Consider the following 22,684-nt stretch of genomic DNA (forward strand, 5'->3'; position numbering starts at 1 on the left):
AGACATGATAATGTCGATGTGGACATAAATTAACAAAAAAATAATACGGAACCTACGCGGAAACCCTATGATAGAAACAAAGCCTATCCCCGACTCGCTTCATACTACCTATTTACAGCAAAAGCCTCTTGAAAACCGAACCGCCATAGTCACGGGTGGATGCTCTGGTCTTGGTCATGCTACTGCCATTGCGCTTCGTGCGGCTGGTGCCAATGTGTGTTTACTCGATCTTAATGAAGAAATGGGTAAACAACGTGTTGAAGAACTTGGTGCTGAACATACGCTGTTTGTTAAGGTTGATGTGAGAAGTGAAGATGACATTACCCATGCTATCGATAAGTGCATTACTCGCTTTTCCGCGCTTTCCCTGTGCGTAAACTGCGCCGGCATTGCCCCGGCTAAACGTTTATTGGACCGCGACGGCAACCCAGCCCCCTTAGGTGACTTTCAAAACACGATTGATATTAATTTAGTGGGAAGTTTTAATGTGGCGCGCCTTGTGGCTGCAGCCATGGCGAAGCAAGCCCCATTGAATGAGGAAGGCGAGCGTGGCGTTATTATTAACACTGCCTCTGTGGCAGGCTATGAAGGGCAAATTGGCCAAACTGCGTATGCAGCCAGTAAAGGCGGGATTATTGCGCTTACGCTTCCTATGGCAAGAGATCTTGCTCCACTAGGCATTCGCGTCAACACTATTGCACCTGGGGTGATGGGAACCCCTATGCTGCTTTCCATGCCAGAAAAAGTTCAAGACGCCCTTTCTGCTAACGTTCAGTTTCCAAAACGCTTAGGCTTACCGGAAGAGTTCGGAAAATTGGTGCTGCATATTGCCGAAAATAATTATTTAAATGGCGAGACCATTCGCTTAGACGGCGGCTTAAGAATGCCGCCAAAATAATTAGCTATATTGGCTATAACAAAAGAGAGCATCATTGTGATGCTCTCTTTTACGAATAGCCTTTATTCGCCGTCGCCACCATTTACCATGAGTGCAATATTATATAGACGATTCACTGCATGATAATTAATGGTGTTTTTAGGGTAACGACCTCGGCTACTTAATGTACCGGCGTCTTGCCCCATTAATACGGCTAAGGCTTCATCTACCGTTTCAACCGTATGAATGTGGAACAAGCCTTTTTTCACCGCATCAATGACCGTGGCATCTAATACCAAATTTATCGCATTCGATTTAGGAATAACCACACCTTGGGTACCGGTTAGACCGCGGTGCTGACATAAATCGAAGAAGCCTTCGATTTTTTCATTCACCCCTCCCACCGCTTGCACTTCACCGTATTGGTTTATCGAACCTGTAATGGCAAGCGTTTGAACGCAGGGAATTTCGGTTAGCGCAGAAATTAATGCTACTAATTCGCCTAATGATGCACTGTCACCATCGATGTGCCCATAAGACTGTTCCAAGGCAATATTGGCCGATAAAGTTAGCGGGAAATGTTGGGCATATTTATAACCCAAATACCCTGTTAACAACATTACGCCTTTGGAGTGAATGGGTTGCCCCAGCTCTACTTCACGTTCAATATCGACTACGCCACTAGCGCCTGCAAATACTGTTGAAGTAATGCGCGCAGGCGTACCAAAGGCGGTATCGCCAATATCTAGCACCGTAAGCCCATTCACTTTACCTATGGCTTTGCCGTCGGTAGCGATAAGCACATGCCCTTCTTTAATATCATTCAGCAAGGTTTGGCTTACTCGCCCTGTTCTGCGTTTTTTGGCACTCAGCGCGGTGCGTAAATGATCAAGCTCTAGGGTTTCGCCACCTGACTTTACACAAAAATAATGGGCTTCGTTTACCAGCTCAATCACTTCGGCAAAATGCGCCGAGAGCTTTTCTTGGTGTTCAGCCATACGCAGTGAATATTCAACTAACCGGCACATGGCATTAGCGGTAATACCGGTTAAATTAAGCGCCAATATGTGTTTGCGCACTTTGCCCACAAAATCGAACAACGCTTGTCGGGTCACCAGTATTTCTAAATCAAAATCGACCAGTACTCGAAATAGCTCATCGAATTCATCATCAAAATCTTGCAAGGTGTAATATAAGTCTCGTGACCCCAGAAGCACAATCTTTACGTTCAAATCGATAGGTTGCGGGTTCAACGTAATGGCATTTACCATGCCTACATCTTGCTGCGGCAAATCCATTTTTAAGCGGCCTGATTTCGCCGCCAGTTTAAGGGTATCCCACACATAAGGCTGTTCTATTAACTGATCCACATCAAGCAGCAAATAACCGCCATTGGCACGATGAAGTGCACCTGGGCGAATCATTCTGTAATTGGTATAAACACTGCCATGAATATTGGTGTATTCAATTTTTCCGAACAGGTTTTGATACGTTGGGTTTGGCTCATAAATTACCGGCGCTGTGTCATCTAAACGATTTGCAACCAATACATTGGGCAAAAATTGCTCTTCTAAGAACAAGCGTTTGTCAAACTCATCATTTTTTTCTTCTTTTTGCTCTTCAGCTAAAATAAGCAAAATAGCATTCACGAGCGCGGTTTTAAGCTGCTTTAAATATTTTAAAATACCTAAATCTGACGCATATTTGTGCTCAAGCACTTTTAATAGCGGCTTGATGCCTTGCTCGGCAGTTTGCTTATCTAGCTCACGCAAGCGCTCTGAATTTTCACGCTTCCACGAAGGTAAACTTAATAAACTTTCACTTAATCTATTTTCTAGCTCATCTATTAAATTATAAAAGAATTGGCGCTTTTCATCGCTCGCGGTAGCAAATTCAGCATCACTAATGGGTTTGCCATCAACAATAGGTGAAAATGTAATGGTGCCGCCATCTTCACTCATGGCCACATCGTTAGCTTTTGCAAAACGTTCTACTGCATCAATAGCGCTATCGTATTTTTGATCGAACTCGCGGGAAATGCTGGTTCTGCGGCGCTGGTAGCCAGGATTGTCAAATGCCACTGGAAAGGTATCAAGCACATCATCAATTAAATGAGTGATATCTTTTTGGAATGCTTTGCCGCCGCCAGGGGGAAAACGAAGGGCTACGGGTTCGCGCTCTTCATCAAAATTATTGATATAACACCAATCATCAGGTGCAGGCAGCACGGCGACTTGGCGTTCAATGTAATCCTTTACCAATGTGAAGCGACCCGTGGCCGGTTCACCCATCACATAAAGGTTATAGCCTTTCGCGTTAATGCCAAGACCAAAAGTTAACGCTTCTCGCGCGCGCTCCTGCCCTATAAAAGTGGCATTTAAGGCTTCATCGTCTTTTAAGGCAGCATTCACTGCTTTTCGATTAATGGTTGGGGTGAGGTCAATTGGATCTAGGGCCATAGTGGTGCTTTCGCCTGGCATAGTGTTCTATTTATTGTGCTTTAGGGTAAGTGAAACCCTATTTAACTAGTGTGTCAAACCCTTATGCTGTAAAGCACTGTTTCAAGCCTCTAATCGGTGAATTAACGAGCAACTACCGCTATTAATTTTTCGTCAGTAAACGATGATGAAGGGAAACCTTTGCCAATACGCTTACTTTTTCAACAAGTAGTCACAAAAAAGTCGTGCTAACCTAGCACTAGCTATTGAGGCTAAGTGTAGCGCTGGGTTATTCTATGCGGCTACATGCAAGTTAAACCTGCAATATTGTGATTCAGCCTAATCGCGACTCACTTCCCCAGAATGAAATTTTCTAGGGAGCAGGTTTCATGAACGTTTTAACTCTAATAATGCGGAAGCCTAAGTTTCATGGCCGAAAATCAGTACAACCCGAAAGATATAGAACAACGTGTTCAGCAATACTGGGAAGAAAATAACTCATTTCAAGCAAATGACGATGTAGAAAAAGAGAAGTTCTACTGTCTCTCTATGTTCCCCTACCCAAGTGGTCGCTTGCATATGGGTCACGTGCGTAACTACACCATTGGTGATGTTATTAGTCGTTATCAGCGCATGCAGGGTAAAAACGTTCTCCAACCTATGGGTTGGGATGCTTTCGGTCTTCCAGCAGAAAACGCCGCTATTAATAATAATACTGCGCCTGCGAATTGGACCTACTCCAATATTGATTACATGAAAACACAGCTTCGCTCTTTGGGTTTCGGTTACGACTGGGACCGCGAAGTTACTACCTGTAAACCAGATTACTACCGCTGGGAACAATGGTTCTTCACTCGTCTTTATGAAAAAGGCTTGGTATATAAAAAGAACTCAACGGTTAACTGGGATCCAGTAGACCAAACCGTTTTGGCTAACGAACAAGTTATTGATGGTCGAGGATGGCGCTCAGGTGCATTAGTGGAACAAAAAGAAATTCCACAGTGGTTCATCAAAATTACCGACTACGCCGAAGAGTTATTGGCCGACTTAGAACAGCTTGAAGAATGGCCTGATCAAGTACGTGCAATGCAGGCAAACTGGATTGGTCGCTCTGAAGGGGTAGACATTACCTTTAACTTAGGTAAAAACGGCAGCGACATAAACGATTTAACCGTTTACACCACACGCCCTGATACTTTCTACGGCGTAACTTACGTGGCAGTGGCTGCACAACATCCACTAGCTGAATTTGCAGCGAAAACAAACGCTGAACTTGCCACCTTTATCGACGAGTGTAAAAACACCAAAGTAGCCGAAGCAGAATTGGCGACTATGGAGAAAAAAGGCTGCGATACAGGCATTAAAGCGGTACACCCTTTAACGGGTGAATTACTTCCTGTTTGGGTGGCTAACTTCGTATTGATGGATTACGGTTCAGGTGCAGTAATGGCAGTACCTGGTCACGATCAGCGCGATTGGGAATTTGCGACTAAATATGGCTTAACCATTAAGCAAGTTATCGCGCCTAATGCCGATGCAAAAGAAGAATGTGATTTAACTGCTTCTGCGTATACCGAAAAAGGCACGTTAATAAATTCTGAAAAGTTCGATGGTCTAGCGTTTGACGATGCGTTTAATGACATCGCCACCGCACTTGAAGAAAAAGGCTTTGGCAAGCGCAAAGTAAACTACCGTTTACGAGATTGGGGTGTAAGCCGTCAGCGTTACTGGGGCTCACCTATTCCAATGCTCAACTTGGAAAATGGCGAGTCGGTTCCTGTACCTGAAAGCGAATTGCCAGTTGTACTTCCAGAAGATGTAGAAATGAACGGTGTTACCTCACCGATTAAAGCCGATCCTGAGTGGGCAAAAACCACTTACAACGGTGAACCTGCGCTTCGTGAAACCGATACCTTCGATACCTTTATGGAATCGTCGTGGTACTACGCTCGCTACGCAAGCGCCACAAATCACGATGCCATGCTAGACCCAACTTCATCAAACTACTGGCTACCCGTGGATCAGTACATTGGTGGAATCGAGCATGCCATCTTGCATTTATTGTACTCTCGCTTCTTCCACAAACTTTTACGTGACGAAGGCTTGGTAAATTCTGATGAGCCGTTTAAGCGTTTGTTATGCCAAGGCATGGTACTAGCAGATTCTTACTACCGTGAAGACAGTGCGGGTAAGAAAACCTGGTACTCACCGACTGAAGTGTCTACTGAGAAAGACGAAAAAGGCCGTATTGTAAAAGCATGGCTAACTGCCGATGGTGAAGCCGTTATTCACGGCGGCATGACTAAAATGTCGAAGTCGAAGAACAACGGTATTGACCCACAAGAAGTTATCGACCTATATGGTGCCGATACGGTGCGTTTATTTACCATGTTCGCTGCGCCTCCTGAGCAAACATTAGAGTGGGTAGATTCAGGTGTAGAAGGTGCTAACCGCTTCTTACGTCGTATTTGGAAGTTAGTTACTGAGCACGTTGAAAAAGGCGTACCCGTTGCCCTTGATGCAAAAGCGTTGAATAAAAATCAACAAGCATTACGCCGTGAAGTACACAAGACCATTGAAAAAGTGTCTGATGACTTAGGTCGTCGCCAAACGTTCAATACTGCTATCGCTGCTATTATGGAATTATTGAACCATCTTCAAAAAGCACCACAAGAAGATGCGCAAGATATTGCCATTATGCGTGAAGCCGCAGAGTCATTAGTGTTGCTACTTAACCCTATTACCCCGCACATTTCTCATGAATTGTGGAAAGTATTGGGTCAGACAAGCGATATCGACCATGCCCCTTGGCCTGAAGCCGATAAAGCGGCCTTGGTTGAAGACGAAAAGCTTATCATCGTGCAAGTTAACGGTAAGGTTCGCGCTAAAATGACCGTGGCTGCTGATGCCAGCAAAGACGCCATTGAAGAAGCGGCAAAAGCACAAGATAACGTGCAGCCGTTTATTGAAGGTAAAACAATACGTAAAGTTATTGTGGTGCCAGGAAAACTTGTCAACATAGTGGCTAACTAATATGCGCCGTTTACTTCGTTACACAGTGGTATTGAGTGCACTTGTTGCACTCAGCGGTTGTGGATTTCATTTAAGAAGTGCGCCTAGCCTTCCAGAAAATGTTAAATCAGTGCTTATTAACAGTGCTCGCGCTCATGCACCGCTTGCAAGAGCGCTTCATAACCGCCTTACCGTGTACGGGTTAAATGGCGTTTACCAACAAGATACTACGTCGTCTACTGACGGCGTATCTTTGTATTTACTGCCTGAAAAATTAGAGCGTAGACTGCTTTCGGTTTACGCTTCGGGTCAGGTTGCTGAATACGAACTGATTTATACCGTACGTTATCGGGTTCAATTTCCTGACGAGGAAGCCATTATGGCTACCTTCGACGTAATGCGTGATTATCAAGATGACCCCGATCAAGTATTGGCGAAATCAAGAGAACTAGAATTAGTACTTGATGAAATGCGTGCCGAGGCAGCGGACATTATTATCCGTAAACTTTCAAGCCAAGCCTCTGCCGCTAAGCTGATTGATTAAGCATGCAACTCTACCCAAACCAATTTTCCAGTGAAATAGGTAAAGGATTAGCCTCCTGTTACTTGGTATTTGGTGATGAACCTCAGCAAAAGTTTGAGGTGATAGAGCAAATCCGTACCACGGCAAAAGCCAATGGTTTTGATGAGCGCACAGTGCTTGTGGCTGACACTGGTTTTTCATGGAACCAGTTGCTTGAAGCAACGCAAAGCATGTCATTGTTTTCAAACCAACAGTTTATTGAATTAGAACTCCCCACGGGCAAGCCCGGCGCTGAAGGCAGCAAAATGCTGCAAGAAGTCGCCAAAGGGTTAACCCGAGACACCTTGCTGTTAATTCACGGTCCCAAAATTGGCAAAGATGTTCAGCGTGGTAAGTGGTTTAAAGTACTCGATGAAATGGGTGTTTCTGTTCTGTGTTATCCCTTAGAAGGTAGACAACTCACTGCATGGCTGAGCAATCAAGTGAAACAACATCAGCTGACCATTAATGCAGCTGGAATGAAAATGATTGCCGATTTTTGCGAAGGCAATTTACTCGCAGCCAAACAAGAAATTGATAAGCTTGCCTTACTCTACCCGCAACAATCCGTCTCTGAAGCGCAAATTGAACGAGCGATGGTAGACCAATCTCGCTACAACGTGTTTCAGTTAGTGGATGTCATGCTAAGCGGCGATGCCAACCGCTGCGTGAAAATGCTTTACCGCCTTGAAAGTGAAGGTTTAGAGCCAAATATTATAATTTGGGCTCTCATTCGAGAGTGGGAAGTATTGTGGAAGTTAAAAAGTGCTGCCGCTAATGGTGAAGCAATTCAATGGCAAAAGTTTGGCATTTGGCGTAACAGGCAAGGCTTCTATCAAAGCGCGTTAAATCGCCTTAGCATAGAACAGCTGCTACAAATTCAGGATGCCCTTACCCAGGCCGATTTAGCGTTTAAACAAAACGTTATTTCACGCCCCTTCGTAAAGCTTTGCCATTTATGCATGATGTTTATGGCAATGGGTATTTTTCACCTTCCTTTGATGGAAGCTTAAGTTCTTGGCTATTTGCGCCATTTTAGGGGGCACTTTTAACCCGCCCCATTTAGGCCACGTTTCTCCTGCGCTTCATTTACTGTCAGAATTGAATATTGATGCATTAGGTTTAATGCCCTGTAAGCTTGCGCCGCATAAAGCCGTGGCTGTTAGCGAAAAGCATCGGGTAAACATGGTGAAGCTGTGTTGTGAGCAAGATAAACGCTTGTATCCAGAGCTTATCGAACTCTCGCTTCCCTCGCCGTCTTACACAGTAAAAACCCTTCGTGCATTAAAAGAAAGAGACAATAAGACAATCTGTTTTTTCATTGGCGCCGATTCCCTGTATAATCTTAAGTCTTGGTTTGAGTGGGAGCGTTTGCTTGATTTCTGTCACCTAGTGGTAATGCGTCGCGACAGCGATACGTTTACACCACCCGATGACTTAGTTGAGTGGTTAAAAGCCAACAAAACAGAGGACGTTCTGCAACTTCATGCTCAGCCTAATGGCTTAGTATTTCTTGCAGATACCCCATTACACCCTGTTTCATCAACGCAATTGCGCAGCGCCGTTCAAACGAACGCATCATCGACATTGCAAGAAACACATTTGAACGAAACAGCATTGCATGACGCAAAGTTTCAAGCCACGAAATTAATAGCAAAGTGGCTGCCCACGGCAGTCGCAGACTATATTCATACACATCGGTTATACCAAGAATTATCAAATAAGTGAGGAAACACTTGGAGAGTCAACAACTCAAGCAGTTCGTAAAAGATAAAGTAGACGACATGAAAGGCCGCGATATTATAGAACTGGATGTTCGTGGCAAATCAACCATTACCGACACCATGATTATTTGCTCTGGTAACTCAAAGCGCCATGTTGTTGCTATTGCTGAAAATGTAATAGTAGAAGCTAAAAGCGCAGACGAAGCACCAACAAGCGTTGAAGGCAAAGAAACTGGCGAATGGGTATTAGTAGATTTTGGCGACGTAATTTTGCACGTGATGCAAGATGAAACCCGCGATTTCTATCAGTTAGAGAAGCTGTGGTCTTAACAAAGCCAACCGCAGACTTATAAGAAAGGCTGCGGTCAACTTTGTTGGTAGTTTGATGTACTAAAGGATTTACCCACTGTGCGTATACAAATTGTCGCCGTAGGTACAAAAATGCCCGCCTGGGTCACCACAGGGGTAGATGAATTCCTTCGCCGCTTCCCCGCCGATTTGCCGGTAAGTTTCACCGAAATTCCCGCTGGTAAACGGGGCAAAAATGCCGATATTAAACGCATTTTAGAAAAAGAAGGCGAACAAATGCTCGCTGCTATTCCTAAAGGTAACCGAGTAGTGACATTAGAAGTTACCGGTAAACCTTGGGACACCCCAACATTAGCCAAACAGTTAGATAATTGGAAAATGGATGGCCGAGATGTCAGTCTTTTGATAGGTGGGCCGGAAGGTTTAGCGCCTGAATGTATTGCTGTGTCTGAACAAAAATGGTCACTATCGGCACTTACCCTACCTCATCCACTTGTAAGAATTATTCTTTCTGAAAGTTTATATCGCGCTTGGTCTGTTACTCAGAACCACCCGTATCATCGCGAGTGAGAGAATAGTCTTTTATGCATCGCAAGCGCCAAGCAATTCGAGACCACTCGGCCGAAGCAAACTTATTTGCAAGACGTGCGTCTATCGCCTTTATTATTGTTGTAATGATGTTAGGCGTGGTGCTGAATAACCTTTATTCCCTGCAAGTTGAACAACACGACGTTTACCAGACCCGTTCAAACGGAAATCGCATCAAGGTCTTACCTGTTGCGCCAAACCGGGGGTTAATTTACGACAGAAACGGTATATTGCTTGCGGAAAACCGTCCCGTGTTTAGCTTAGAGATCACGCCTGAGCAAACCAACGATTTAGACGCCACCTTAGATGGCTTAACCCAATTAATGGGTATCACCCCCGAGGAACGCGAAAGCTTTAATAGCAGTTTAAAAGGCCAACGACGCTTTAAACCCATTGCCCTTCGTACCAAATTATCTGAAGTAGATGTTGCGCTGTTTTCTGCCAGCAAACATTTATACCCAGGGGTACAAATTGAAGCACGTCTAGCGCGTCATTACCCCTATAAAGAAGCCCTTACCCATGTGTTGGGTTATGTGGCTCGCATCAATAAGAAAGACCTTCAAAAGTTAGTAGAAGCGGGCCAAGAAGATAACTATGCCGCCACCCACGACATTGGCAAATTGGGGGTAGAGAAATACCACGAAGAGCTGTTACACGGTTCCGTTGGCTACCAACAAGTGGAAGTAAATAACCAAGGCCGGATAATTCGCGTGTTAAACGTAGACCCTCCTGTGCCCGGTAAAGACATTGTATTAAACATCGACCTTTCGCTACAAATTGCTACCCAGCAAGCACTGGAAGGTCAGCGCGGCGCAGTCATTGTGAGTGATGTAAAAACAGGAGGGGTATTGGCGTTATTTTCAAACCCCAGTTACGACCCGAACTTGTTTGTGCACGGTATCAGCAGAAAGAACTACGCTGCCCTGCTCAACTCCCCTGATCGCCCATTAATAAACCGCGCCACTCAAGGTCAGTATCCGCCAGCATCCACTATTAAACCGCACCTTGGCTTAATTGGACTTGAAGAAGGCATAATTACCGAAGAATATACGATTCAAGATAATGGCCGCTATCAATTACCCAATGTATCGCACACGTGGCGAGACTGGCGAAAGTGGGGCCACGGCGAAGTAGATATTGCCAAAGCAATAGAAGTGTCCTGCGATATCTATTACTACGACTTAGCGTATAAGCTGGGTATAGATAAAATCAGTGAAGCCATGTACGAATTTGGGTTTGGTGATTTTACCGGTATCGATTTATATGAAGAATCTGATGCGAATATGCCTAGCAGGGGCTGGAAGCGTGCGAGATTTAACCAGCCTTGGTATATCGGCGACACCATTCCTGTGGGTATTGGGCAAGGGTTTTGGTCTACTACCCCTATTCAGTTATCGCACTCAGTGAACACCTTGGTTAATCGTGGCGAGCGTATTATTCCGCAAATTATTCGCGGGTTCATGCATGAAGATAGCTCGGTAGAAATTATTCCACTTAAAACCCTTCGGCCTATCGAAATTAAAAATCAGCATAATGTCGATATTGTACTTAATGCTATGCACGACGTGGTGCATGGTAAAGAAGGTGGTGCTCGCCATACCTTTGCCGATGCCCCCTATCAGTCTGCAGGAAAAACCGGTACTGCACAGTTATTTTCTGTGGGGCAAGATGAAAAATACGACGCCGAAAAAATTGATGAGCGTTTGCGAGACAATGCCATGTATGTAGGCTTTGCTCCTTTTGAAAACCCAGAGATTTCAGTGACAGTGGTGCTTGAAAACGCCGGAGGCGGTAGTAAAAATGCCGCTCCTGTGGCCAAAAAAATCATGGACTTCTATTTTCGTGATCGGGTTTTCGACACCGAAATTAGCAAGGTTGACGAATAATGAAAAAGAACACGCTCAACCCAAATAAAACCAGTTTCTTACAGCGTATCCATATTGATGGCTGGCTGTTTTTAAGCCTGTTAGTGCTAATGTCAGTGGGGCTGGTAACGCTATATTCCGCCTCAGGACAAGACACCGGCCAAGTAGAACGCCAAATTACGCGCTTAGCACTGAGTGTGGCCGTTATGTTCGGTATTGCACAAATTCCCCCTGGCGCATTTCGCCGGCTGTCGACTTACGCTTATATTGCCGGGCTGCTAATGCTTATCGCGGTATTGTTATTTGGTGACATGGGTAAAGGCGCGCAGCGCTGGCTCGACTTAAAATTTATACGTTTTCAACCTTCAGAGTTAATGAAGCTTGCCGTGCCTATGATGGTTGCATGGTATATTAGCCAGTTTACCTTGCCCCCTCGCACCATGAATATTGTGGTGGGCTTTTTAATGGTGGCTATTCCAACGGTGCTTATTGCCAAACAGCCCGATTTAGGGACATCGCTGCTTATCGCTAGCTCGGGGATTTTCGCTATTTTCCTTGCCGGTATGAGTTGGCGGCTTATCGGTTTTGTTGCTCTGTTGCTAGGTGGTTTTGCGCCCATTATGTGGTTCTTTTTAATGGCAGAGTATCAAAAGCAACGGGTGTTAACGTTTTTAAACCCAGAGAGCGATCCACTCGGTTCGGGTTACCATATTATTCAGTCGAAAATTGCCATTGGCTCAGGTGGCGTAGATGGAAAAGGCTGGTTACAGGGCACCCAATCACAATTAGAGTTTTTACCCGAACGACATACCGACTTTATTTTCTCGGTTTTCAGTGAAGAATTTGGCCTTACTGGGGTTATTGTTCTGCTGGTTATTTACCTTTGCGTTATTTTACGTGGGCTTATTATTGCCAGTCGCGCTCAAGACGCCTACTCTAAATTACTGGCAGGCAGTATTACCTTAACCTTCTTTGTTTATGTGTTTGTAAACATGGGAATGGTATCTGGATTACTGCCTGTTGTAGGGGTGCCATTACCTTTAGTGAGTTATGGCGGCACTTCCATGGTGACATTAATGGCCGGCTTTGGCATGCTAATGTCTATTGCCACTCAAAAACGACTAATGTCTCGATAATATGCGCACACTACTGTTGATACTGTTTGCTTCATTCATACTCGCTGCGTGTAAATCAGCGCCTACTGGCCGCTATACTCAACATCAAGATACTGCCCCAAACCATGTGGCAAAAGTGCCTGAAACCTTAGATGCAGTCCCCAAGTATGAAGCATATAGAATGTTTAACAGCCGCCCTTATAAAGTGCTCGGTAAACATTATACGCCGCTTACATCTGGTAAAGGGTTTGAAGAAGTAGGTTACGCCAGTTGGTATGGTCAGAAGTTTCATGGCCATTTAACCTCAAACGGTGAAACTTACAATATGTTTGCCATGTCAGCAGCCCACAAAACGCTTCCGCTGCCTTCTTATGTGCGTGTGACTAATTTAGATAACAACAAACAAGCCATTGTTCGCGTGAATGATCGTGGCCCTTTTCACGATAATCGTATTATCGATTTGTCTTATGCTGCGGCAGTAAAATTGGGTTATCACAACAAAGGCACGGCAAAGGTTAAAATTGAAGTCATTCACTTCGACCCCGACAATAACGTTACGGTTGGCGTAAACCCAACGGTAACTTACGATGAATACATTGGCATTGCGCCTCTTCCCTCAGCGCCAATACCTTCATCAGAAGTGGCCGCGAATGCGCCTGTACAAAGCGACAACCTTCCACAAACGTCAATGTCATTAAACGGCTACTTTATTCAAGTGGCAGCACTATCGAATCAGAAAAAAGCCGAGTCTATTTCGAATGTACTGTCGGCGCTTTATCAGGTGCCGACACACATGCCAGTGGTAGGCAATGTGTATAAACTTCAACTTGGCCCTATTGAAGATGAAGCCCTTGCCCACGAATTGCTAGAACAACTTAAACAAAACGGCTACCCGCAAGCGTATAAGATAAAACAAACCTTATAGTCTCCCATTTAAAAAAAGCGCTTGTACAAAAAAGCGCTCACTCAAAAATTCACCCGTTTAAAAAATCGCCACAACTGTGGCGGCAATGTGGCGAAACGCGTTTCAAATCTGTCATTTATGGCGCTTTTTCGTTGTTTCGTAGCCTAATCTCTATTAACAGCTAAACTTTTTGGTTTAACCCTAGTCGAACTATGCGCCTTACGTTAGAATTCTAAACTAAGTAGTAGTATTAACTGTATAGCGTGCCTGCTGTGCAGTTTTAAACGGATAATAAACGGTCAAAGAAAATAAAATCATGCTCAGAATAATTCAACGCGCTAAACCGTCTTTTCTCTCCTTCGCTTTTATGCTTTTCAGTGTGCTAGCACTGTCAGCTAATGCAGCAGTGGTTACTCCACCCGCTCCATCTGTAGCGGCGGGAGGCTTTCTTTTAACCGACTTTGAAACCGGACACGTAATCGCGTCGAAAAACGCAGACATGCAATTGGCACCTGCCAGCTTGACTAAAATCATGACCATTTATGTTATTGGTAAAGAACTGCAAGCCGGTAACATTAGCCTTTCTGACGAAGTAACCATTTCTGAAAATGCATGGGCCAAAAAATTCCCAGATTCTTCAAAAATGTTCATTGAAGTGGGTACACAAGTTACGGTAAGCGATTTATTACGCGGAATTGTAGTGCAATCAGGTAACGATGCTTGCGTAGCAATGGCCGAGCACGTTGCTGGTTCACAAGCCGCATTTGCCAGCATGATGAATGCCCACGCCCAAGCGCTTGGTATGACAGGCTCACACTTTGTGAATGCACACGGTCTTCACGACCCTGACCATTACACCACACCTCGTGATATGTCATTAGTGTCTCGTGCGCTTATTGCTGAAACCCCTGAAATGTATAAAATTTACAGCGAAAAAGAATTTACATTTAATGGCATCAAGCAATATAACCGTAACAGCCTATTATGGGACAAAAGCTTAAACGTTGATGGTATTAAAACTGGCCATACGTCAGACGCGGGTTACAGCCTTATTACTTCAGCATCACAAGGCGATATGCGCTTAATTTCTGTGGTTATGGGCACCGACAGTGAAAGAGCCCGTAAAGTAGAAAACAAAAAGCTACTTAAATATGGCTTCCGTTTTTATGAAACGCTAACGCCTTACAAAGCTGGCGATAGTTTTGTAGCACACCGCATTTATATGGGCGATAGAGAAACTGTAGACCTTGGAATTAACCAATCTACCCCCATTACCATTCCACGCGGCCAAGCGGCTAACTTGGAAGCCAATTTTGAACTAGATAAAAAACTAGAAGCGCCACTGGCTAAAGGCCAAGTTGTAGGCACACTTTTCCTTCAACTTGAAGGCGAAGATGTTGCTAGCTACCCCCTTGTCACTTTACAAGAAGTGAAAGAAGGCAGCATGCTAAACCGCATTAAAGATTACATTATGCTGCAACTGGGTTTCGACGAAGCGTAACATTACGCATCGCTACACTAGTTCAAGGGCGGCCTGATTGGTATAATCGGGCCGTTTTTGTATTTAATGATTGTATAAAAAGGATATCGCATGGATACCCGTTTCGATGAACTTCTAGATTTTCCAACAAATCAAACTTTTAAAGTAATGGGCATTGCCCATGACGATTTACCTAATCACGTAATTGAGTGCTTACAGCAGCACGCGCCAGGTGATTATTCACCTGCAGTGAAGCCAAGCAGTAAAGGTAATTACCATTCTGTATCGGTAAGTGTACGAGTGACCAGCAAAGAGCATATGGAAACTATTTACACTGAACTGGCTAAGTTAGAACTTGTAAGAGTCGTACTATAAGTGAGCACCCTAACCGACTCTGTCATTATTCGGCAACTTGGCAGACAAAGCTACGAGCCCACATGGGCTGCCATGAAAGCGTTCACGGATGAGCGTGACGATACGACTGAAGATGAAATTTGGCTGGTTGAGCACGACCCTGTATTCACACAAGGTCAAGCAGGCAAAGCTGAACACATCTTGATGCCCGGTGACATTCCCGTGGTACAAGTCGACAGAGGCGGTCAGGTAACCTACCACGGCCCAGGCCAGCAGGTTATTTATCTTCTTATTAATATTCGAAGACGCAAGCTAGGTGTACGTCACTTAGTGACTGCGATGGAAGACGCGGTAGTAGGCTTGATGGCTAAATACGGTGTTACCGCCTACCCTAAACCCGATGCACCTGGGGTTTATGTAGATGAGAAAAAAGTCTGCTCATTAGGGTTAAGAATTCGTCACGGTTGCTCATTTCATGGTTTGGCATTAAATGTTAATATGGACTTGTCACCGTTTCAGCGCATTAACCCATGTGGTTATGCAGGTATGGAAATGATTGATACCGCCAGTCTGAATGGCCCTGATTCGATAAGTGTTGCCGGTGAAGTTCTTACCGACTTACTACTTGAAGCGCTTTCCATTACGGAAAAACGACATAAAGAAGGTTTTGATGAGTAACGCACGACCTGTAGCTGGAGTTAAACTCCGCGACGACGAAAAAGTAAAACACATTCCTGTCACCATTATTCCTACTGAAAAGGAAGAAATGCTGCGCAAGCCTTCGTGGATCAAAATTAAGCTGCCACGCAGCACAGATAAAATTGATCACATTAAGAAGACATTAAGAAAGAATAAACTGCATTCTGTGTGCGAAGAAGCCAGCTGCCCTAACTTAGCTGAGTGCTTCAACCATGGTACGGCAACCTTTATGATTCTGGGTGACATTTGCACCCGTCGTTGTCCGTTCTGTGATGTTGCCCACGGTAAACCGCTTCCGCCAAGCGCGGAAGAGCCAGAAAAGCTAGCGAAGACCATTGCTGAAATGAATCTTCGTTACGTGGTAATTACCTCGGTAGACCGCGATGATTTGCGTGACGGTGGTGCACAACATTTCGTTGATTGTATTAACGCTATTCGCGAGCACAGTCCGACTACCACTATTGAAGTGCTAGTACCAGATTTTCGTGGCCGTATGGATCGCGCATTAGAAATTTTCAAAAATGGTGTTCCTGATGTGTTTAATCACAACTTAGAAACCATTCCTCGCTTATATCGCGAGTGCCGCCCTGGTGCGAACTACCAGTGGTCACTAGACTTACTTAAGAAGTTTAAAGCTCAGCATCCTGATATTAAAACCAAATCAGGCTTGATGATGGGCATGGGCGAAGAAAACGTGGAAATTGAAGGCGTGCTTCGTGATTTACGTGCTCATGACGTGGACATGTTGACCCTTGGCCAATATTTGCAGCCAAGTCGCCATCACTTCCCTGTTAAGCGTTACGTTCATCCTGATGAATTTGATGCACTAGGCGCTTACGCCAAAGACATAGGCTTCACTCATGCAGCCAGTGGCCCTATGGTTCGCTCTAGTTACCATGCAGACCAACAGGCAGCAGGTAAAGAAGTAAAATAAATATAAAAAAAGCGGCTTTCACAGCCGCTTTTTTATTTGCCTTTCTTTTTACTTAGCCAGTTATCAACTTACTCGCCTTGGCTTTTAGATTTTACCTCGTCTATCCACATCGACATTTTGTCACTTAAAATAGGCATTGGCATTGCCCCATCGGTCAGAATATTGCTGTGGAACGCTTTGATATCGAAGTCGTCACCTAAGGCTTCAGTGGCTTGATTACGCAAATGTCTGATATGACGCTCACCCACTTTATACGCTAACGCTTGACCGGGAATAGAAATATAACGCTCTACTTCCGCAACCGCATCAGACTCAGCCATAGAAGAATTCTCAAGCATATACGCAATAGCCTTCTCACGGCTCCAGCCCTTGGCATGCAACCCAGTATCGACCACTAAACGCATAGCACGAAGCTGTTCATCGTTTAAGCGCCCGTACCACATGTAAGGGTCGGTAAACATACCTAGCTCTTTTCCTAAGCTTTCAGCATACAAAGCCCAGCCTTCACTAAACACGGTATAGCCGTTGAATTTTCTAAACAAAGGTAAGCCTTCCACTTCTTGCTGAATAGCAATTTGGAAGTGATGACCAGGCGCAGCCTCATGAATACTCAAGGTTTCCAAACTAAATTTAGGTTGGGCTTTAAGGTCACGGGTATTGATATAGAAAATACCAGGTCTGCTGCCATCTGGTGCAGGAGACATATAACTGGCTGCGGCCGAGGACGCTTCACGATACGGCTCTACCGCTTTTACAATATAATCGGCTTTAGGAAATACGCTGAAAAGTTTAGGTAACCGAGCGTCTATATCCGTTTTAACATCGGTATAGGCTTTTATGAGGGCTTCATCAGATTCAAAGTAGAACTTATCGTCAGTACGAAGGTGATCAAAGAACGCCGCTAAGTTGCCTTCAAAGCCTACGGTTTCTTTAACCGCTTTCATTTCATCTAATATGCGCGACACTTCAGATAACCCAAACTCATGCACTTCATCGGCACTTAGCGGCAAGGTAGTGTTGTCTTTAATTTTGTATTCGTACCAGGCCTTTCCATTTGGTAAATCTGAATACCCTACCGTAGCGCGTGTATGAGGCAAATATTCTTCTACTACGAAGTCGTGCAGTTTTTGATACGAAGGTACAACCATTTCAGTGATCATTCCTTCATAGGCAGCAGCTAAGCGTGCTTTTTCATCATCGCTAATATCTTCATTTTGCTCGAGCTGTTTTACAGGTCCGTAGAACACACTCTCAGAGGCTTTCTTCACAACATGAGCGCTTAATTGCGGTACCATTTTTTCGGTGATAGCGGTCGGTAATACTACCCCTTCCTCAATCCCTTTTTTCATATACAGAATTACGCTATCGATAAATTCGACGTAGCCTTTAGTACGTGAAATAAAGTTTTCATAGTCTTTAACTGTCGCGAACGGCTGCGCAGATTGGCCAGAGCCCAGCATGGGGAAAAAAGTATGCACGCCATACATTTGATTAATTGGCATGTACTGGCTACCAAACTGGTAACCGGTAATGGCATGTTCTCTGTCACTTTTGAAAATATGGTAACTGATCCAATCTTGCCCAGTAAGTTTAGACGCATCAATAGCATTAATGGCTTCTAAATAAGTTTGCTCATGCGCCTTTGATTTAGCAATAAATGCCTCGCTTAAAGGCTCGTTAAACTTATCGTTGTAATCGCTTACGCCATAAAATGTCGCCATTATAGGGTTTCGTTCTAACGACTCGTTGAAATATTTAAGCGTTAGGGCGGCTAATTTTTCTGCCTCTGTTTTCTTTGCCTCAACGTCTGTGATGTCTTTGGCATCACTAACCGCAGACTGCAATTGAGTAGAAACCGACGTATCGGCTTGCTGATGGCCTAAGGCTGGGACAGCTAGTAGGCTACTTACGATGGCAGCACTAAGTAAACTTATCTTCATTGTTTTCATTATTAAAAATAACCTGTCGTGTATTTATTATTGATTTACCGTCTAATATTGCCTGTTACCGCCTATTGATTACAAGGTTTTTGCGCGAACAGGATGACTTTACTTTTCGGGCTGTTAGAATGCCGTCATTCTGCCTAAACCCACACAAGAAGTGAGGTTACGCAATGCGTAAACATATCTATATTGCCTATACAGGTGGCACCATCGGCATGAAACCATCAGATCATGGTTATATTCCAGCCGCAGGCTTCCTTGGTGATACATTGAATGACATGCCGGAATTTCATCGCAGTGAAATGCCATTATTCACACTGCATGAATACGATAACCTGATTGATTCATCGGATATGGATCCCTCTGATTGGCAGCGCATTGCTGATGATATTGCAGAAAACTATGATAAATACGACGGTTTTATTATTCTGCATGGCACTGATACCATGGCCTACACTGCCTCAGCACTAAGCTTTATGCTGGAAGATTTAATCAAGCCTGTGATTGTAACAGGTTCGCAAATTCCTCTTGCAGAACTGCGATCTGACGGCCAAGTAAACCTGTTAAACGCGCTTTACGTTGCCGCTAATTTTCCTATTGCTGAAGTGGGCTTGTTTTTTAACAACCGCTTGTTACGGGGAAACCGTAGCCGTAAGGTGGATGCTGATGGATTTAGTGCCTTCGACTCACCTAACTTTCCACCGCTTCTTGAAGCGGGTATTAACATTCGCCTTAAAGCGGGTGAACTCGCGACTAAGTCGGATAAAACGCTTAAGGTTTCCAGTGTAACAGCGCAACCTATTGGCATGGTGAGTTTGTACCCTGGTATTTCATCCGAAGTCCTTAAAAACACGCTACAGCAACCTGTCAACGCACTCATATTATTAAGTTACGGCGTAGGTAACGCACCCCAAAGCCCTGCCCTTATTGCGCAACTAGAATATGCGCGAGACAGACAAATACCGGTGCTTAACTGCACACAGTGCATGCGCGGTCGCGTAAACATGGGCGGCTATGCCACCGGACATGGATTGCAAGAAGCCGGCGTATTGTCTGGCAGTGATATGACCCCAGAAGCAGCATTGGCAAAATTACATTACTTATTAAGTAAGAATTTACCGTTTGAAACCATCAAGGCCAAGCTTACCCAAAATCTTTGCGGCGAGCTTAGTGAATAGGAATACACCATGACCACATCTTATAGCGGTGCGCTGAGAAAAATGCACACTCATGCTGACGACAACAATACGGTTAACTACCAGCTTCCAATTGGAAACCACAACGTCGATATAAATCCGGTTATCGGACAAAAAGTTTCTCTGGGTTTTACGGGCGACATTAACTGCGTACATTGCAATAGAAAGACTAAGAAAAGTTTTAGCCAAGGCTATTGCTACCCTTGTCTAATTTCACTAGCCCAGTGCGATAGTTGTATTATCAAGCCTGAAAAATGTCACTACCATGAAGGGACATGCCGAGAACCCCAATGGGGCGAAGAGCACTGTTTTAGCGAGCACTTTGTGTACCTGGCTAATACCGGCAATGTAAAAGTGGGGATAACTCGCCACGTTACCGATGGCGTATCGTCACGCTGGATGGATCAGGGCGCTACCCAAGCCACCGTCATGTTACGCGTAACAGACAGGCTCACTAGCGGCCTAGTGGAAATGCTTTGCAAAGAACATATTGGCGATAAAACCAATTGGCGCACTATGCTGAAAAGTGCTCCAGATCAAGTTGATTTACTTGAGCTTAAAACCACTATATTGTCGAAAATTGCTGATGGCTTAGCAGAAATTCAGCAGACAAAAGGGATACAAGCGGTATCTGAAGCCGATGGTGAAGTGCATAACATTCATTACCCTGTTGATACTTATCCTGAAAAAATAAAATCGATTAACTTAGATAAGACGCCAGAATTTGAAGGAGTACTCACTGGAATTAAAGGGCAATATTGGATGCTAGATGGCGACCGTGTTATCAATATCCGTAAATACGCCGGCTACAATGTAAATCTGCATGTAGGATAAAATCTGGCTTAAAATCTAGGTTGAAATGCAGGTTAAAAAGCGGCTTAAAGTGTAATACATAGCTTTCCCGCTCGATCCGTGCAGATAAAATTATCTTATCTGCACGGTTAGCTTTCTACCTAAGCCTGTAATGAAAAGCCTGTAACGCAAAGTTTGCTACATTAACCATGTAAAACCCTATAACACTGGGCGTGAAGCGGAAGCCCAGCTCTCAAGTGATTAGCACGCCAATACTGAAAGTTAGCGCCAGTATTCGAAGTAGTCAGATGTATCACGCTCTGGTTTTGCTGCTGGTTCAAACGCTGGCGTACCTAAATATAAAAACCCAACAATTTCGTCGTCATCGCTTAAATCAAAACCACGCTTTACCGTATCGCAATGAGCATAACTCCCCGTTCGCCACATGCCATTGAACCCCTGGGCTACCGCAGCCATTTGCATTGCCATCACCCCGCAAGACGCTGAAGCAATTTGCTCTACGCGTGGCACTTTTTCATGCTCAACATGTTTAGCAATGGCCACCACAATCATAGGCGCTCGATGTGGTAACTGCACTGCCCGCTCAATTTCTTTTTCAGATTTATCGTTATCGATAGCTGATTGCTCGTATAAGCTGCCTAGTTTATCTAAGCCTTTCCCTTCACAAACAATAAAACGCCACGGTGTTAAACACGCATGATCGGGGGCACGAAGTGCAGCTTGCATGATATTTTCAAGCGCATCACCTGACGGTGCAGGTGCATTAAGTCTAGGTTGAGAGCTTCTGTTAAGCAGTAACGTAAGTGCATCCATTTCAGTATCCTATTATCGAACAAAGCGTTATAGGAAGATCCTACGTTCTATAATGAGAAAAGACCAGCATAGCTGGTCTATTTCAAGGTCAAATTACCTAAAGCCGTTATCTTGTAATTTAGGGCGAAAGAAATAATCAATACTTACATAGCGACCACCACCATAGAAAAATAGCACCAGTAACATGACGAAATAGGTAGCACCGAATTCAATACCGTTGTTTAGCACCACCAAACTGCCACTGGAAGTAAGCCAATCGTAGTTTCCATAGGTTTGCAGTAGAGATTTTGCAGCACTAAGTTTCTCTGGAGCAGCCATCACACTGTCGTTCATCAAAATAGTGCCATCGGCTAACCAAGAAGATGCATCAGCAATGGCCAACCACCCATTGTCGATGTGTACCGTAAATATGGCCACTAACATGGTTACCATTAACGGTATCGCCACTAATCTTGTTAGCAAGCCTAATAATAAGAAAATACCGCCTATCAATTCAGCTGCCGTGGCCAAAAAGGCAAGCACTAATGGAAAGGGTAGTCCCAGTCCGTAGTCTTCATTCCCGAACCAGTCAACGATGCTCGAAAAGCTACTGGCTTTGTTCCAACCAGCCTGAATCATTACAGGGGCTAAATAAAGCCTTAATAGCAGTAATGGAATACCATCTGCCACACTGAGTTTTTTAAAGAGGTTTGCGTATAATTGCTTTATCATTATCAAGAGCCTTGTTATTGGGACTTCGTTTTTAACGTCTTGTTATAGGAACGTGATGAAGTGAATAAACTTTCACTTAACAATAGGAAACAACCGCAGGGAAAGCAAAATGCATCGCCGCTTAAACGGCTATTCGTTCGTGGGCACAAAAAAGTGGGTTACAAAAAGACCACTGGCGACTTGATGATGCAGCTAAGCGCGAATGATCATAAACACATCGCTGAAGTGATTGCGCAATGGCTCACAGATGACGAGAATGCCCATAAGTGAGTGACTTTGCGGTACAATCACAAACAATTACAAATTAGTTAGCGATCTAGTTTCGATTCGGTAACATAATAGAGTTA

At 44.4% G+C, this 22,684-nt stretch carries 21 protein-coding genes; 17 read left to right on the top strand and 4 right to left on the bottom strand.

Annotated elements, in window-relative coordinates; genetic code table 11:
• Window positions 1-67 precede the first annotated feature (67 nt).
• Window positions 68-898: a 3-hydroxyacyl-CoA dehydrogenase gene (locus tag R1T43_RS11975; RefSeq protein WP_317349146.1), complete on the top strand. Its 831-nt coding sequence runs from the start codon at window positions 68-70 to the stop codon at window positions 896-898.
• A 62-nt stretch (window positions 899-960) separates the two neighbouring features.
• Here R1T43_RS11975 and R1T43_RS11980 read toward each other — a convergent pair whose 3' ends face one another.
• The gene (locus R1T43_RS11980; RefSeq protein ID WP_317349149.1) at window positions 961-3,336 is read right to left on the bottom strand and encodes an ATP-binding protein; all 2,376 of its coding nucleotides are present in this window, start codon (window positions 3,334-3,336) and stop codon (window positions 961-963) included.
• Window positions 3,337-3,744: 408 nt separating this feature from the next.
• Here R1T43_RS11980 and leuS point away from each other — a divergent pair, with 408 nt between their 5' ends.
• The 13 genes from leuS (at window position 3,745) to lipA (ending at window position 16,861) form a co-directional block, all read left to right on the top strand.
• Window positions 3,745-6,348 carry a leucine--tRNA ligase gene (gene leuS / locus R1T43_RS11985; protein WP_317349151.1) on the top strand — a complete coding sequence of 868 codons (2,604 nt, stop codon included), beginning with the start codon at window positions 3,745-3,747 and terminating at the stop codon, window positions 6,346-6,348.
• A gap of 1 nt (window position 6,349) precedes the next feature.
• A complete protein-coding gene (lptE, locus tag R1T43_RS11990) occupies window positions 6,350-6,871 on the top strand; it encodes an LPS assembly lipoprotein LptE (protein ID WP_317349154.1) in 522 nt (173 codons plus the stop codon).
• Window positions 6,872-6,873: 2 nt separating this feature from the next.
• A complete protein-coding gene (gene holA, locus R1T43_RS11995; protein WP_317349155.1) occupies window positions 6,874-7,902 on the top strand; it encodes a DNA polymerase III subunit delta in 1,029 nt (342 codons plus the stop codon).
• A gap of 4 nt (window positions 7,903-7,906) precedes the next feature.
• On the top strand, window positions 7,907-8,617 hold the full coding sequence (gene nadD / locus R1T43_RS12000; protein ID WP_211070778.1) for a nicotinate (nicotinamide) nucleotide adenylyltransferase: 711 nt from the start codon (window positions 7,907-7,909) through the stop codon (window positions 8,615-8,617).
• Window positions 8,618-8,625: 8 nt separating this feature from the next.
• Entirely contained in the window at window positions 8,626-8,943 is a 318-nt protein-coding gene (rsfS, locus tag R1T43_RS12005; RefSeq protein ID WP_013784368.1) for a ribosome silencing factor, read from the top strand.
• A 78-nt stretch (window positions 8,944-9,021) separates the two neighbouring features.
• On the top strand, window positions 9,022-9,492 hold the full coding sequence (rlmH, locus tag R1T43_RS12010) for a 23S rRNA (pseudouridine(1915)-N(3))-methyltransferase RlmH (RefSeq protein WP_013784369.1): 471 nt from the start codon (window positions 9,022-9,024) through the stop codon (window positions 9,490-9,492).
• A 14-nt stretch (window positions 9,493-9,506) separates the two neighbouring features.
• Window positions 9,507-11,396 carry a penicillin-binding protein 2 gene (mrdA, locus tag R1T43_RS12015; RefSeq protein ID WP_211070777.1) on the top strand — a complete coding sequence of 630 codons (1,890 nt, stop codon included), beginning with the start codon at window positions 9,507-9,509 and terminating at the stop codon, window positions 11,394-11,396.
• On the top strand, window positions 11,396-12,511 hold the full coding sequence (rodA, locus tag R1T43_RS12020) for a rod shape-determining protein RodA (protein ID WP_211070776.1): 1,116 nt from the start codon (window positions 11,396-11,398) through the stop codon (window positions 12,509-12,511). The genes mrdA and rodA overlap by 1 nt, the downstream gene beginning before the upstream one ends.
• A gap of 1 nt (window position 12,512) precedes the next feature.
• Window positions 12,513-13,415: a septal ring lytic transglycosylase RlpA family protein gene (locus R1T43_RS12025; protein WP_317349159.1), complete on the top strand. Its 903-nt coding sequence runs from the start codon at window positions 12,513-12,515 to the stop codon at window positions 13,413-13,415.
• A gap of 295 nt (window positions 13,416-13,710) precedes the next feature.
• Window positions 13,711-14,895, top strand: coding sequence for a D-alanyl-D-alanine carboxypeptidase family protein (locus R1T43_RS12030; RefSeq protein WP_211070774.1), 1,185 nt, complete (start codon window positions 13,711-13,713; stop codon window positions 14,893-14,895).
• Window positions 14,896-14,985: 90 nt separating this feature from the next.
• Complete coding sequence (ybeD, locus tag R1T43_RS12035) at window positions 14,986-15,249, top strand: DUF493 family protein YbeD (protein ID WP_013784374.1); 264 nt, start codon at window positions 14,986-14,988, stop codon at window positions 15,247-15,249.
• Between the two features lie 72 nt (window positions 15,250-15,321).
• Complete coding sequence (lipB, locus tag R1T43_RS12040) at window positions 15,322-15,906, top strand: lipoyl(octanoyl) transferase LipB (protein ID WP_247670735.1); 585 nt, start codon at window positions 15,322-15,324, stop codon at window positions 15,904-15,906.
• Window positions 15,899-16,861 (top strand): lipoyl synthase, encoded by a 963-nt coding sequence (lipA, locus tag R1T43_RS12045; protein ID WP_057792240.1) that lies wholly within the window; start codon window positions 15,899-15,901, stop codon window positions 16,859-16,861. Before lipB ends, lipA begins: the two co-directional genes overlap by 8 nt.
• A 68-nt stretch (window positions 16,862-16,929) precedes the next feature.
• Here the strand turns inward: lipA and R1T43_RS12050 are convergent, their stop codons facing one another.
• Entirely contained in the window at window positions 16,930-18,810 is a 1,881-nt protein-coding gene (locus R1T43_RS12050) for a DUF885 domain-containing protein (RefSeq protein ID WP_317349163.1), read from the bottom strand.
• A gap of 164 nt (window positions 18,811-18,974) precedes the next feature.
• On the opposite strand from R1T43_RS12050, the gene ansA reads away from it, so the two are divergent.
• Together ansA and R1T43_RS12060 are read left to right on the top strand one after the other, a co-directional pair.
• A complete protein-coding gene (gene ansA, locus R1T43_RS12055) occupies window positions 18,975-19,982 on the top strand; it encodes an asparaginase (protein ID WP_317349165.1) in 1,008 nt (335 codons plus the stop codon).
• A 9-nt stretch (window positions 19,983-19,991) separates the two neighbouring features.
• Window positions 19,992-20,834: a DUF2797 domain-containing protein gene (locus tag R1T43_RS12060; protein WP_317349166.1), complete on the top strand. Its 843-nt coding sequence runs from the start codon at window positions 19,992-19,994 to the stop codon at window positions 20,832-20,834.
• A gap of 240 nt (window positions 20,835-21,074) precedes the next feature.
• Here the strand turns inward: R1T43_RS12060 and R1T43_RS12065 are convergent, their stop codons facing one another.
• Window positions 21,075-21,626: an NAD(P)H nitroreductase gene (locus tag R1T43_RS12065; RefSeq protein WP_211070769.1), complete on the bottom strand. Its 552-nt coding sequence runs from the start codon at window positions 21,624-21,626 to the stop codon at window positions 21,075-21,077.
• A 93-nt stretch (window positions 21,627-21,719) separates the two neighbouring features.
• Complete coding sequence (locus tag R1T43_RS12070) at window positions 21,720-22,337, bottom strand: DoxX family protein (RefSeq protein WP_317349169.1); 618 nt, start codon at window positions 22,335-22,337, stop codon at window positions 21,720-21,722.
• Window positions 22,338-22,397: 60 nt separating this feature from the next.
• On the opposite strand from R1T43_RS12070, the gene R1T43_RS12075 reads away from it, so the two are divergent.
• A complete protein-coding gene (locus R1T43_RS12075) occupies window positions 22,398-22,607 on the top strand; it encodes a hypothetical protein (protein ID WP_317349170.1) in 210 nt (69 codons plus the stop codon).
• The last annotated feature ends 77 nt before the right edge of the window (window positions 22,608-22,684 follow it).

Origin of the sequence: Alteromonas sp. CI.11.F.A3 (assembly GCF_032925565.1) — a bacterium.
Taxonomy (GTDB): Bacteria; Pseudomonadota; Gammaproteobacteria; order Enterobacterales; family Alteromonadaceae; genus Alteromonas.

Excerpts from the sequence above, each read along its gene's own strand:
- R1T43_RS12070 (WP_317349169.1), bottom strand. The coding sequence starts at position 22,337 with ATGATAAAGCAATTATACGCAAACCTCTTTAAAAAACTCAGTGTGGCA.
- rodA (WP_211070776.1), top strand. The coding sequence starts at position 11,396 with ATGAAAAAGAACACGCTCAACCCAAATAAAACCAGTTTCTTACAGCGT.
- lptE (WP_317349154.1), top strand. The coding sequence starts at position 6,350 with ATGCGCCGTTTACTTCGTTACACAGTGGTATTGAGTGCACTTGTTGCA.
- R1T43_RS11980 (WP_317349149.1), bottom strand. The coding sequence starts at position 3,336 with ATGGCCCTAGATCCAATTGACCTCACCCCAACCATTAATCGAAAAGCA.
- R1T43_RS12050 (WP_317349163.1), bottom strand. The coding sequence starts at position 18,810 with ATGAAAACAATGAAGATAAGTTTACTTAGTGCTGCCATCGTAAGTAGC.
- R1T43_RS12065 (WP_211070769.1), bottom strand. The coding sequence starts at position 21,626 with ATGGATGCACTTACGTTACTGCTTAACAGAAGCTCTCAACCTAGACTT.
- lipA (WP_057792240.1), top strand. The coding sequence starts at position 15,899 with ATGAGTAACGCACGACCTGTAGCTGGAGTTAAACTCCGCGACGACGAA.
- ybeD (WP_013784374.1), top strand. The coding sequence starts at position 14,986 with ATGGATACCCGTTTCGATGAACTTCTAGATTTTCCAACAAATCAAACT.
- R1T43_RS12060 (WP_317349166.1), top strand. The coding sequence starts at position 19,992 with ATGACCACATCTTATAGCGGTGCGCTGAGAAAAATGCACACTCATGCT.
- R1T43_RS11975 (WP_317349146.1), top strand. The coding sequence starts at position 68 with ATGATAGAAACAAAGCCTATCCCCGACTCGCTTCATACTACCTATTTA.
- lipB (WP_247670735.1), top strand. The coding sequence starts at position 15,322 with ATGAAAGCGTTCACGGATGAGCGTGACGATACGACTGAAGATGAAATT.
- ansA (WP_317349165.1), top strand. The coding sequence starts at position 18,975 with ATGCGTAAACATATCTATATTGCCTATACAGGTGGCACCATCGGCATG.
- leuS (WP_317349151.1), top strand. The coding sequence starts at position 3,745 with ATGGCCGAAAATCAGTACAACCCGAAAGATATAGAACAACGTGTTCAG.
- holA (WP_317349155.1), top strand. The coding sequence starts at position 6,874 with ATGCAACTCTACCCAAACCAATTTTCCAGTGAAATAGGTAAAGGATTA.
- R1T43_RS12030 (WP_211070774.1), top strand. The coding sequence starts at position 13,711 with ATGCTCAGAATAATTCAACGCGCTAAACCGTCTTTTCTCTCCTTCGCT.
- mrdA (WP_211070777.1), top strand. The coding sequence starts at position 9,507 with ATGCATCGCAAGCGCCAAGCAATTCGAGACCACTCGGCCGAAGCAAAC.
- R1T43_RS12025 (WP_317349159.1), top strand. The coding sequence starts at position 12,513 with ATGCGCACACTACTGTTGATACTGTTTGCTTCATTCATACTCGCTGCG.